The sequence below is a fragment of the Mesorhizobium sp. M7D.F.Ca.US.004.03.1.1 genome (genome assembly GCF_003998635.1).
GTDB classification, from domain to species: Bacteria; Pseudomonadota; Alphaproteobacteria; order Rhizobiales; family Rhizobiaceae; genus Mesorhizobium; species Mesorhizobium loti.
In genome coordinates this window covers 1-11,459 of the sequence record NZ_RZQG01000098.1, presented here as the reverse complement: position 1 = coordinate 11,459, position 11,459 = coordinate 1, and the positions used below count along the sequence as shown (strand labels likewise).

Sequence of the window (11,459 nt, the reverse complement as noted above, 5' to 3'; positions counted from 1 at the left end):
GTACCCGCCGTCGTCAAGCGCTACACATTCAGCCCCGACGCTGCCTACGCCAAAGAACTGAAAGCGCTAGCCGACCCCAACGAGGTTCCGGAGCCGCCCTGCGGCGACTGGGGCGAAATGCCTGACGGCATCCAGTATTTCGAGGTGCCGGCGGGTGAGGGGCGGAAAGTGCTGTTCGTGCGGATTGGTCAGGACGAACCGTTGTTTGATGAGCAGACGCTGCGGGTGTTGCCGGCGAGTTAGACGCTAGGCTCATTGAGCATGGCTTCCATGTTGTAGCCATCGGGATCAAGAACGAAGCAGGCGTAGTAGTTCGCGGTATATTCCGGGCGCGGGCCTGGTACGCCATTGTCTGTGCCGCCGGCCTCGAGAGCAACTCGATAAAACGTGTCGACGTCTGCCTTGCTGTTCACCCGGAAAGCCACGTGTACACGTGTCAGCGGTGGTTTGCTGTCCGATTGTTGGATCTCGAACAGGCTGCCGGCGCCGACATCAAAGGCGCAGAACACGCCCTCCTTGCCGAAGGAGAGGCTGTATCCCAAGGGTGCAAAAGCCCTTTCGTAGAAGAGCTTGCTCTTCTCAAGGTCGCTCACAGCAATGGTGATGTGATCAATCATGTGTTGGCCCGGTACATGCCACCTAAACATTTCGGCCCGATCTTGCGATCGGGCCGATGATGTCGCGTTTTAGCGCCGACGCAAGTTTTCCTCAGCTGCACCCGCTCGTCGCGCCGCACGTGTCGCACTTCTCGCAAGTCCCGTTCCGCACCATGGTAAAGTTCTGGCACTCGGAGCAGGAATTGCCGGTGTAGCCCTGGAGCAGTGACCTGGCGCGGCGGTCGTTGGCGAGTTTCTTGGCTTCGGCCGCCTCGACGGCCGCGGCGTCGGTAAACAATCCCGCCGTGGCGTCGGAAGCAACGCCCGCCGCTTCCTCGAAGGCGATGTCCTCGGCCAGTTCCTTCGCCCGCTCCTCATAGTCGCGCTTGTAAGCGACCGCTTCGTCGCTGGCCGGCTTCAGCGCCAGCACGTTGGAGCCGGAGAAGGCGGTCGGCACTGAGCGGGCAGGGGTGCCCGAGGGAGCCGCAAAGCCCTTCGGATCGTTGCCGCTCACCCGCGACACCAGCTTCACCGGCGAGGCGCCACGGGTCAGGCCCTTGGAGACCGCATCCGTCTTGCCTTCGCTGATGTTGCGGCCAAGTGCGGTGTTGGAAAAGTCCGACTGGTCGACATGGGCAAGATCGTTGCGGCCGAGATAGGAGATGGCCAGTTCGCGGAATACGTAGTCGAGGATCGACGTCGCGCTTTTGATGGCGTCGTTGCCTTGCACCATGCCCGCCGGCTCGAATTTGGTGAAGGTGAAGGCGTGCACATATTCGTCGAGCGGCACGCCATATTGCAGGCCGAGCGAAATGGCGATGGCGAAGTTGTTGAGAAGGCCACGCAGCGTCGCGCCTTCCTTGTTCATGTCGATGAAGATCTCGCCGAGACGGCCATCGTCATATTCGCCGGTGCGCAGGAAGATGGTGTTGCCGCCGATCTTCGCCTTCTGCGTGTAGCCCTTGCGGCGGCCGGGCAGCTTTTCCTGCTCGCGCGACACACGCTCGATGATGCGCTCGACGATCCGCTCGGTGATCTGCGCCGCGCGCGCTGCCGCCGGTGCGGCGATCAGCTGCTCGAGGGCTTCGTCCTCGTCGTCCTCGCCATCGGCGAGCAGTGAGGAGTTGAGCGGCTGCGACAGCTTCGAACCGTCGCGATAAAGCGCGTTGGCCTTCAGCGCCAGCTTCCACGACAGCATGTAGGCGCCCTTGGCGTCTTCCACCGTGGCGTCGTTGGGCATGTTGATGGTCTTCGAGATGGCGCCGGAGATGAAGGGCTGTGCCGCCGCCATCATCTGGATGTGGCTGTTGATCGACAGCGAGCGCTTGCCGATCTTGCCGCACGGGCTGGCGCAGTCGAACACGGCCAGGTGTTCGGCCTTGAGGAAGGGCGCGCCTTCCAGCGTCATGGCACCGCAGACATGGATGTTGGCGGCCTCGATGTCCTTCCTGGAGAAGCCGAGCGCCGGCAGGATCTCGAACGAGAAATCGTTGAGCTGCTCGTCGGTGAAGCCGAACGTCTCCTTCACCCAGTCGGCGCCGAGCGTCCACTGGTTGAAGACGAACTTGATGTCGAAGGCCGACTTCAAGGCTGCATTGAGCGCCGCGATCTTGTCGTCGGTGAAACCCTTGGCCTTGAGTGCGCCGGGGTTGATGGCGGGCGCCTGGTTGAGGTTGCCGTGGCCGACCGCATAAGCCTCCATCTCGCCGATCTGGGCTTCGGAGTAGCCGAGCGTGCGCAGCGCTTCCGGCACGGCGCGGTTGATGATCTTGAAGTAGCCGCCGCCCGCGAGCTTCTTGAACTTCACCAGCGCGAAGTCAGGCTCGATGCCGGTGGTGTCGCAATCCATGACCAGGCCGATCGTGCCGGTCGGCGCGATCACGGTTGCCTGCGCATTGCGATAGCCATGCTCCTCGCCAAGCTCGATGGCGCGGTCCCAGGCGGCCTTGGCGTGGGTGGCAAGGTCCTGCTGCTTCAGGTCGGAAGCGACCAGCGGCACCGGGTTGACGGCGAGCTTCTCATAGCCCTGCTTCTCGCCATAGGCGGCACGGCGATGGTTGCGCATGACGCGCAGCATGTTCTGCGCATTGCGGTCGTAGTCGGCGAAGGCGCCGAGCTCGGAAGCCATCTCGGCCGAAGTGGCGTAGGCGACGCCGGTCATGATGGCGGTGAGTGCGGCGCAGATCGCGCGGCCTTCGTCGGAGTCATAGGGAATGCCCGATGTCATCAGCAGGCCGCCGATGTTGGCATAGCCGAGGCCGAGCGTGCGGTATTCGTAGGACTGCTTGGCGATCTCCTTCGACGGGAACTGCGCCATCATCACCGAGATTTCGAGAACGATGGTCCACAGCCGCACCGTGTGCTCATAGGCAGCGATGTCGATGGTGCCGTCGGCGTTGCGGTAGGGCAGCAGATTGATCGATGCCAGGTTGCAGGCCGTGTCGTCGAGGAACATGTATTCCGAGCACGGGTTGGACGCCCGGATCGCACCGGCGGAAGCGCAAGTGTGCCAGTCGTTCATCGTCGTGTTGAAGTGCAGGCCCGGATCGGCCGAAGCCCAGGCGGCATAGCCGATCTTTTCCCAGAGGTCGCGAGCCTTCAGCGTCTTCAATACCTTGCCGTCCTTGCGGGCGGTCAGGTGCCAGTCGGCGTCGTCCTCGACGGCGCGCAGGAAATTGTCCTTCAGCGACACCGAATTGTTGGAGTTCTGGCCCGAAACGGTCAGGTAGGCATCCGAATCCCAGTCGGTGTCGTAGGTCTTGAACGACATCGACGAATAGCCCTGCTTGGCGAACTGGATGACGCGGTAGATGTAGTTCTCCGGCACGGCGGACTTCTTGGCCGCCTTGATCTCGCGCTTCAGCGCGGTGTTGATGGCCGGATCGAAGCAGTCGTCGCCATTGCCTTCGCAGTTGACGCAGGCCTTCATGATCGCTTCGAGATGCTTCTTGACGATCTTGGAGCCGGTCACCAGCGAGGCGACCTTCTGCTCTTCATTGACCTTCCAGTCGATGAATTCCTCGATATCGGGGTGGTCGGCGTCGACGATGACCATTTTCGCGGCGCGGCGCGTCGTGCCGCCCGACTTGATGGCGCCCGCCGCGCGGTCGCCGATCTTGAGGAAGCTCATCAGACCGGACGAGCGGCCGCCGCCCGACAGCTTTTCGCCTTCGCCGCGCAGCAGCGAGAAGTTGGAGCCGGTGCCGGAGCCGTATTTGAACAGGCGCGCTTCACGCACCCACAGGTCCATGATGCCGCCCTCGTTGACGAGGTCGTCCTGCACGCCCTGGATGAAGCAGGCATGCGGCTGCGGGTGCTCGTAGGAGGACTTCGACTTGGTCAGCTTGCCGGTGAACGGGTCGACATAGAAGTGGCCCTGGCTGGGGCCGTCGATGCCATAGGCCCAATGTAGGCCGGTGTTGAACCATTGCGGCGAATTCGGCGCCACGCGCTGGGTGGCCAGCATATAGGCAAGCTCGTCACGGAAGGCGCGCGCGTCTTCCTCCGACGCCTTGAAGTAGCCGCCCTTCCAGCCCCAATAGGTCCAGGTGCCGGCCAGCCGGTCGAAGACCTGGCGGGCGTCGATCTCGGAGCCGTAGCGCTCGGCTTCCGGCAGCTTGGCCAGCTCGGCCTCATCGGCGACCGAGCGCCACAGGAAGGAGGGGACGTCGTTCTCTTCGATCTTCTTCAGGCGCGCGGGGACACCGGCCTTGCGGAAATACTTCTGCGCCAGGATGTCGGCGGCAACCTGGGAGAACTGCGCCGGCACGTCGATATTGTCCAAGCGGAACACCACCGAACCATCCGGATTTTTGATCTCCGAAAGCGCCTTGCGGAATTCGATCTCCGCGTAGGCAGATTGTCCTGGCTTGGTGAAACGACGCTCGATGCGCATTGGTCCGGTCCCTTTTGTCTATATATAGCGCTTTTCCCCAGGGATTTCTGCCCCCAATGCGAAACGCGCATGTCCGCCGTCTGCCGGCGTTCGAAAACGGCCGGCTCTCCATTTTGCAGTCTCCACCGGCCCTGCTGGTCAAACTCCTTGCGAAGTGCATGTCCAACGCGCCGACGAACCCGCGGGTCCCTCAAAACTGATTTTTTCCGATTCCCTCGCTCGAGGGAAATTCACACTATCTAGCGTCGAACCTACCTGCAAACACTAAATATAGTATTAACAGACAATTTATTCCAGTCCGACAATTGTCCCTATCGTCCCCAACCACCCCACAATCCCAACGCTTCCGCCGGCCTCGTAAACAGGCGGAAATGCGGGCAAAAACGCACATAATCCGGGAAAAAGACCGGGCTCAGAACTTTCCGGTCGCACTCTCAACAGGAGCGCATGGCCTATAAAAGGCGACTCGTTTTGCGCCGTCAAGGATTCGTTTGCGTAGCTTTTGTGACCCCAACATCTTGTGTGTCACATATGTGGATAACGGGGATAGAAAGCCGGCTGAGCGGAATTCGCTTTGGCATGATCGCAAGCCGCCGTTCGCCCTGGGGCAAGCCGCCGTTTGCCCTGGATTGCCGCCATCTGCGCTGGCCACAGAGGTCCAATTCCATGGCGATACGTCAATCTGCCGGTGAAATGGGCGATCGGTCGGGAATGGCGGCGCAAATCGATTCCCGGATTCGGATGACGAGGCAACCCGGGGAGAAAAAAACTTGACGTTGCGAAGGGCTGATGCATCTACTAGTCCGTAACTAAGATATAAGTTCCATAAATATGGAATAGATGCGAAGGGAACCAAGATGAAGCGCTTTTTCCAAATAGCAGCTTCGCTCGCCGCGCTTATGCTGCCGGCGACGGGCAATGTCTGGGCTGAGCCCGCCAAGGGCGGCGTCATCGATGTGGCCACGATCGGCGAACCGCCGACGCTCGATCCAATGGCATCGACCGCCGATCTCGTCGGCATCGTCACGCAGCACATCTACGAAACGCTTTACACCTTCGACAAGGATTGGGGCATCACGCCGCTTCTCGCCGCCGACATGCCGCAGATTTCACCTGACGGGCTCGTCTACACCATCAAGCTCAGAACCGGCGTGAAGTTCCATGACGGCAGCGACATGAACTCGGCCGACGTCGTCGCGTCGCTGCAGCGCTGGATGAAAATCGCCACGCGCGGCAAGCAGGCCGCCGAGGTCATTGCCTCGGTCGATGCGGTCGACGACGGCACGGTCAAGATCAGCCTCAAGAAGCCATTCGCGCCACTGCTGGCGCTGTTGTCGCTCAACAACGCCGCCGCCATCATCATTCCCTCCGAGAATGCAGGGCAGGACCCGCTGACCAGTTTTGTCGGCACCGGCCCCTATATGCTGAAGGACCGCAAGCCCGACCAGTTCATCCAGCTTGCCCGCTTCGACGGCTACAAGTCGCGCGATGGCGAGCCAAACGGTTATGGCGGTGCCAGAAAGCAATATCTCGACGAAATCCGTTTCGTGCCGGTCCCCGATGCCAACACCCGCGTCGAAGGTGCGGTTGCCGGCCAGTTCGCCTATGCAGATTCACTGCCCGTGGAATCGTTCGACAAGATTTCCGGCGGCAAGACCGCGCCCGTCATCCTGAAACCCTTCGGCTGGCCGGTTTTCGTCCTCAACACCAAGCAGGGACTGAACGCCGACATCCGCATCCGCAAGGCGATCCAGGCGGCACTGGCGCCCAACGACATGCTGCTTGCCGCCTTCGGGTCGAAGGATTTCTTCGCCGCCGACGGCGCGCTCTATCCCGAAGGCTATGCCTGGCACACCGATGCCGGCGTCGAAGCCTACAAGCCCGACGGCGACACCGAGGGCGCCGCCGCACTGCTGAAAGAGGCCGGTTACGACGGCAAGCCGTTGCGTATCCTCACCAGCCGCCAGTACGAATTCCACTACAAGATGGCGCAGGTTGCCGCGGAGTATCTCAAGGCCGCCGGTTTCCAGGTTCAGCTCGACGTGGTCGAATGGGCGACATTGACCAAGAACCGCACCGATCCGGCGCTCTGGGACATCTACATCACCCACAGCCCGTTCCTGCCTGAGCCCTCGCTGACCGGCATCATGTCGGATTCCTCGCCGGGCTGGTGGGTTTCCGACCGCAAGCACCAGGTGCTGGGCGCCTTCAATGCCGAGTCCGATCCGACCAAGCGCGTCGCGCTGTTCGCCGATGTGCAAAAGGCGGTCTTCGACGAGGTTCCGGCGGTCAAGATCGGCGACTTCAACGCATTGGCCGCCCAGGCGCCGACGCTCAAGGGCGTGACGCCGGCGCCATGGCCGTATTTCTGGAACGCCTATCTGGAAGGCAAGTAGTTCCTCCCGCAACCGGGCGCCGGCCAGACTTTTGCCGGCGCCCGACAAGACCGTTTCGATGGATTGTGGAAGGGACAGGCTGAACCGATGCTGCGCTCGATCCTCAACAGACTTTTCGGCATGATCGTCGTCATGGCGCTGGTGGTCACCATCGTCTTCGTCATCGTGCGCGTGACGCCAGGCGATCCGGCAGCGGTGATGCTCGGCCCCGACGCGTCGGCCGCCGACATCGCAGCACTTCGCTCCAGGCTCGGGCTCGACGGCTCGATTCTCGAACAGTTCGGACGCTATGTGCTTGGCGTGGTGCAAGGAGATTTCGGTCAGTCGATCTTCCTTGGCGAGCCGGTCACATCAGCACTTGCGCAGCGTGCCGAGCCGACCTTCTTCCTCACCGTGTTCTCGCTGCTGATCGCGACGCTGATCGCCTTGCCGGTCGGCATACTGGCCGCCTACAAGCGTGGTTCGGTCTTCGATCAGGCAACGACCACCATCGCCATGTTCGCGGCCAGCGTGCCGAGCTTCTGGCTGGGGCTGCTGTTCATCCAGTTCTTCGCCGTGAAGCTCGGCTGGTTCGACACGTCAGGCTATGGCGGGCCGGGCGCATCCTTTGCCGACAGGCTGAACCATCTCGTGTTGCCGGCGCTGGCGCTCGGCCTCGTCTCTTCGGCGCTGATCACGCGCTTCACCCGCGCCTCGATGCTCGACGTGCTCAACGACGACTATGTGCGCACCGCACGCTCCAAGGGCATGAGCGAATGGCGCGTGGTGCTGAAGCATGCCTTCAAGAATGCGCTGATCCCCATCCTCACCGTCATCGGCCTGACCGCAGCCCTACTCATTTCCGGAGCGGTGGTGACCGAGACGGTGTTCGGCTTGCCAGGCGTCGGCAGCCTCGTCGTCTCGGCGGTGCTGAGACGCGACTATCCCGTCATCCAGGGCGCGCTGCTGGTCATTGCCGGGCTTTACGTGCTGGTCAATTTCGCCATCGACATGCTGTATCTCGCGGTCGATCCCAGGGTTCGCTACTGATGGCCGCGATCTCGATCCCGCTCCACTCCGAGCCCAACATCCTTTCACGGCTGCTGGGCCGGCCGACATCGGCCGCCGGCATCGCCGTGCTGGTGATCATCGTGCTGGCTGCTATCCTGGCGCCCGTCATCGCTCCTTATGCGCCGTCAAAACTCTCCATCGCCAGCCGGCTGCACCCGCCGAGCCTCGACCATCTGTTCGGTACCGACGATCTCGGCCGCGATGTCTTCACCCGCATGCTCTATGCCGCGCGCACCTCGCTCAGCGTCGGCTTCGCCGTGGTTATTTTTTCGTCGATCATCGGCACCATCCTCGGGCTGACATCGGGCTACTTCAAGCGGCTCGATGCGCCGGTCTCGCGGCTGATCGATGCGATGATGGCATTCCCGGATATCCTGCTCGCCATCGCGCTGGTCGCCGCACTCGGCGCGACTGCGGTCAATGTCGTCATCGCGCTCGGCATCGTCTATGCGCCGCGGCTTGCGCGCGTCGTGCGGGCTTCGACGCTGGTCATCCGCGAACTTCCCTATGTCGAGGCGGCGCGCGCGCTGGGCGTGCCGACGCCAATCATCCTGATCCGCCACGTGCTGCGCAACGTCACCTCGCCGCTCTTGGTGCAGGGCACCTTCATCTTCGCCAACGCCATCCTGGCGGAAGCCGGCCTATCCTTCCTCGGCGTCGGCATTTCGCCCGACATTCCGACCTGGGGCACCATGATCGCCACCGGTCGCCAATACATGGATCAGGCGCCCTGGGTCATGATGTTCCCTGGCGCCGCCATCGTCGTCACGGTGCTGTCGCTGCAGCTTGTAGGCGACGGCCTGCGCGATCTTCTCGACCCCCGTCTGGCAAAGGATATCTGATGTTCGGCAATCGTTTCCAAAAGGCCGACCGGCCGCTGCTCATCAAGGGCGCCAGACCCGTCGGTTTCGGTGGCGGCTTCGATCAGCCGATCGACGTGCTGGTCGACGAGCAGGGCCGCATCGCCGAGACCGCGTCAGCGATTGCAGCGGGCGAGGGCGTCAACACAGTCGATGCCAAGGGTGCGTTTCTGTCACCCGGCTGGACCGATCTCCATGTCCATGTCTGGTATGGCGGCACCGACATCTCGCTGCGCCCTGAACAGTGTGGTGCGGCCCGTGGCGTGACCACGATGGTCGATGCCGGCTCGGCCGGCGAGGCCAATTTCCATGGCTTTCGTGAATTCATCATCGAACCTGCCAAGGAGAACGTCTACGCCTTCCTGAACATCGGTTCGATCGGCCTCGTCGCCTGCAACCGCGTCAGCGAGCTGATCGACATGCGTTCGATCGATTTCGACCGCGTCATCGCCACGGTCGAGGCCAACCGCGACGTCATCGTTGGCCTGAAAGTCCGCGCCAGCCATGTCATAACAGGCGGCTGGGATCTGACGCCCGTCCGGTTGGCCAAGAAACTCAGCCGCATCCTCAAGCTGCCCATTATGGTGCATGTCGGCGAGCCGCCGCCGCTCTACGACGACGTGCTCGGCCTTTTGACCGAAGGCGACATCGTCACCCATTGCTTCAACGGCAAGGCCGGCGGCTCGATCATCGAGGACGACGATCTCTACCTGCTGGCCGAACAGGCGGCGGCGCGAGGCATCGTGCTCGATGTCGGTCACGGCGGCGCGTCCTTCTCCTTCGATGTCGCCAAGGCGGCCCTCGAGCGCGGCCTGCCACCGGCAACGATCTCGACCGATCTCCACAACCGCTCGCTGGATACGTCGGTCTGGGACATGGCCACCACCATGTCCAAGCTGTTGTCGCTCGGCATGAAATTCGAGGATGTGGTGGCGGCCTCGACCACCGCGCCGCGCCGCGCCATCCGCCTGCCGACCGACGGCTTGCTGGACAAAGGCAAGGCGGCGGAGTTTACGCTGTTCGATGTTGTCGACGCCGATCTGACCGTGCGCGATTCCCAAGGCGTGCCGAGCACACTGCACCGGCTGTTTGAACCGCGTCATGCCATTCTGGGTGCCCACGCCGTTGCAGCTCATCGCCATATGCCCAGGCAAGGCGAGGGCGGCCCCCACGCCTGTCCGCATTGCGGGTGGAAGTCGTGACAGAGCCGTTCGCCAGCGACGTCATCCTGTCGGTTCGCGATCTGCGGACGTGGTTCGTGACGCGCCGGCTGACGGCCAAGGCGGTGGATGGCGTGACCTTCGATCTGAAGCGCGGCAAGACACTCGCGGTGGTCGGCGAATCCGGCTCGGGAAAATCCGTCACCAGCCTCTCCATCATGGGGCTTCTGTCGCGGCCGGGTGCGATTGCCGGCGGCAGCATCCTGTTTCGCGACAGGCAAGAGCGCGTCCACGATCTTGCCGGCTTCAGCCAGAAGCAGTTTCGGAAAATGCGCGGCTCGGAGATCGCGATGATCTTCCAGGAGCCGATGACCAGCCTCAACCCGCTGTTCACGGTCGGCGACCAAATCGGCGAGATGATCGCGTTGCATGAGCCGGTCGATCGTCGCGAAGCGCGCAAGCGCGCGCTCGCCATGCTGAAGCATGTCGAAATCCCCGACGCCGAATCGCGTCTGGACGACTATCCGCACCAGATGTCCGGCGGCATGCGCCAGCGCGTCATGATCGCCATGGCGCTGTCGTGCAGCCCGTCTCTGCTGATCGCCGATGAGCCGACCACAGCGCTCGACGTCACCATCCAGGCGCAGATCCTCGACCTTCTGCGCCGGCTGCAGGCCGAGATGGGTATGTCGATCCTGTTCATCACCCACAATCTCGGTGTCGTCGCCGAAATCGCCCATGATGTGGTTGTCATGTATGGCGGCCGCGTCGTCGAACAGGCGCCGGTCAACGATCTGTTCGCGCATCAGCGCCATCCCTACACCAGGGGCCTGCTGGCCTGCACGCCGAACGCCGCCCGCGACATCGACGCCGCCGGCGAGCGCCGTGCGCTCTATTCGATCCCTGGCAGCGTGCCGCCGATCACAAATCTGCCGCCAGGTTGTGCCTTCGAGCCGCGCTGCGATTTCGCCATAGCGCCGTGTCGGGCAGCACCGCCCGCACTCGTGCCGGCAGGCCCGCACGGTGCTTCCCGCTGCATCAGGAGCGCCGAGCTATGAGCGCGCTTGTCCAAACCGTCGAGGCGCAGCCGCTGCTCAGCGTGCAGGGTCTGACCAAGCATTTTCCAGCGCGCAACGGCCGCATCGTGCATGCGGTCGAGGATGTCAGTTTCGATGTCCAGCGCGGCTCGACTGTCGGCCTTGTCGGCGAGTCCGGTTCGGGCAAGACCACCGCCGGCCGGGCCTTGCTGCGGCTGGTTGAACCGACGGGCGGCAAGGCGCTGTTCGACGGCGTCGACCTGTTCTCACTGTCGTCGCGCGACATGCGCGCCTATCGGCAGAAGTTGCAGATCGTCTTCCAGGATCCGTTTTCCAGCCTCAATCCCCGTATGCGGGTCGCCGCCATCATCGGCGAGGCGCTCGACGCGCGCGGCTTTCCCCGCGGCAAAAAGCGGGCGGAGCGGGTCGCCGAGCTGCTGACGCTGGTCGGGCTGTCGCCTGACC

At 62.9% G+C, this 11,459-nt stretch carries 8 protein-coding genes and 1 pseudogene; 7 read left to right on the top strand and 2 right to left on the bottom strand.

Annotated features, from left to right (window positions below):
• Positions 1-243, top strand: a pseudogene (locus tag EN935_RS08825) (hypothetical protein); the annotation flags it as partial.
• Here EN935_RS08825 and EN935_RS08820 read toward each other — a convergent pair.
• Complete coding sequence (locus EN935_RS08820) at positions 240-617, bottom strand: VOC family protein (RefSeq protein ID WP_127263629.1); 378 nt, start codon at positions 615-617, stop codon at positions 240-242. The pseudogene EN935_RS08825 and the gene EN935_RS08820 sit on opposite strands and share 4 nt — an antisense overlap.
• A gap of 91 nt (positions 618-708) precedes the next feature.
• Positions 709-4,491 (bottom strand): vitamin B12-dependent ribonucleotide reductase, encoded by a 3,783-nt coding sequence (locus tag EN935_RS08815; protein WP_127263627.1) that lies wholly within the window; start codon positions 4,489-4,491, stop codon positions 709-711.
• Between the two features lie 899 nt (positions 4,492-5,390).
• On the opposite strand from EN935_RS08815, the gene EN935_RS08810 reads away from it, so the two are divergent.
• The 6 genes from EN935_RS08810 to EN935_RS08785 all read left to right on the top strand — a co-directional run.
• Positions 5,391-6,887, top strand: coding sequence for an ABC transporter substrate-binding protein (locus EN935_RS08810; RefSeq protein WP_245468784.1), 1,497 nt, complete (start codon positions 5,391-5,393; stop codon positions 6,885-6,887).
• Positions 6,888-6,974: 87 nt separating this feature from the next.
• Positions 6,975-7,916, top strand: a complete 942-nt coding sequence (locus tag EN935_RS08805) for an ABC transporter permease (protein ID WP_109669772.1) — start codon at positions 6,975-6,977, stop codon at positions 7,914-7,916.
• Complete coding sequence (locus tag EN935_RS08800) at positions 7,916-8,779, top strand: ABC transporter permease (RefSeq protein ID WP_127263625.1); 864 nt, start codon at positions 7,916-7,918, stop codon at positions 8,777-8,779. The genes EN935_RS08805 and EN935_RS08800 overlap by 1 nt, the downstream gene beginning before the upstream one ends.
• The gene (locus tag EN935_RS08795; RefSeq protein WP_109669777.1) at positions 8,779-9,999 is read left to right on the top strand and encodes an amidohydrolase/deacetylase family metallohydrolase; all 1,221 of its coding nucleotides are present in this window, start codon (positions 8,779-8,781) and stop codon (positions 9,997-9,999) included. The genes EN935_RS08800 and EN935_RS08795 overlap by 1 nt, the downstream gene beginning before the upstream one ends.
• Positions 9,996-11,015, top strand: coding sequence for an ABC transporter ATP-binding protein (locus EN935_RS08790; protein WP_109669845.1), 1,020 nt, complete (start codon positions 9,996-9,998; stop codon positions 11,013-11,015). The genes EN935_RS08795 and EN935_RS08790 overlap by 4 nt, the downstream gene beginning before the upstream one ends.
• Positions 11,012-11,459: ATP-binding cassette domain-containing protein (locus EN935_RS08785; protein ID WP_127373270.1), on the top strand; the 448-nt coding region annotated here is incomplete at its 3' end. The genes EN935_RS08790 and EN935_RS08785, both read left to right, overlap by 4 nt.

What these genes read in the sequence shown, in the direction of transcription:
- EN935_RS08810 (WP_245468784.1), top strand. Translation starts at nt 5,391, where the DNA reads ATGCTGCCGGCGACGGGCAATGTCTGGGCTGAGCCCGCCAAGGGCGGC.
- EN935_RS08815 (WP_127263627.1), bottom strand. Translation starts at nt 4,491, where the DNA reads ATGCGCATCGAGCGTCGTTTCACCAAGCCAGGACAATCTGCCTACGCG.
- EN935_RS08800 (WP_127263625.1), top strand. Translation starts at nt 7,916, where the DNA reads ATGGCCGCGATCTCGATCCCGCTCCACTCCGAGCCCAACATCCTTTCA.
- EN935_RS08795 (WP_109669777.1), top strand. Translation starts at nt 8,779, where the DNA reads ATGTTCGGCAATCGTTTCCAAAAGGCCGACCGGCCGCTGCTCATCAAG.
- EN935_RS08805 (WP_109669772.1), top strand. Translation starts at nt 6,975, where the DNA reads ATGCTGCGCTCGATCCTCAACAGACTTTTCGGCATGATCGTCGTCATG.
- EN935_RS08820 (WP_127263629.1), bottom strand. Translation starts at nt 617, where the DNA reads ATGATTGATCACATCACCATTGCTGTGAGCGACCTTGAGAAGAGCAAG.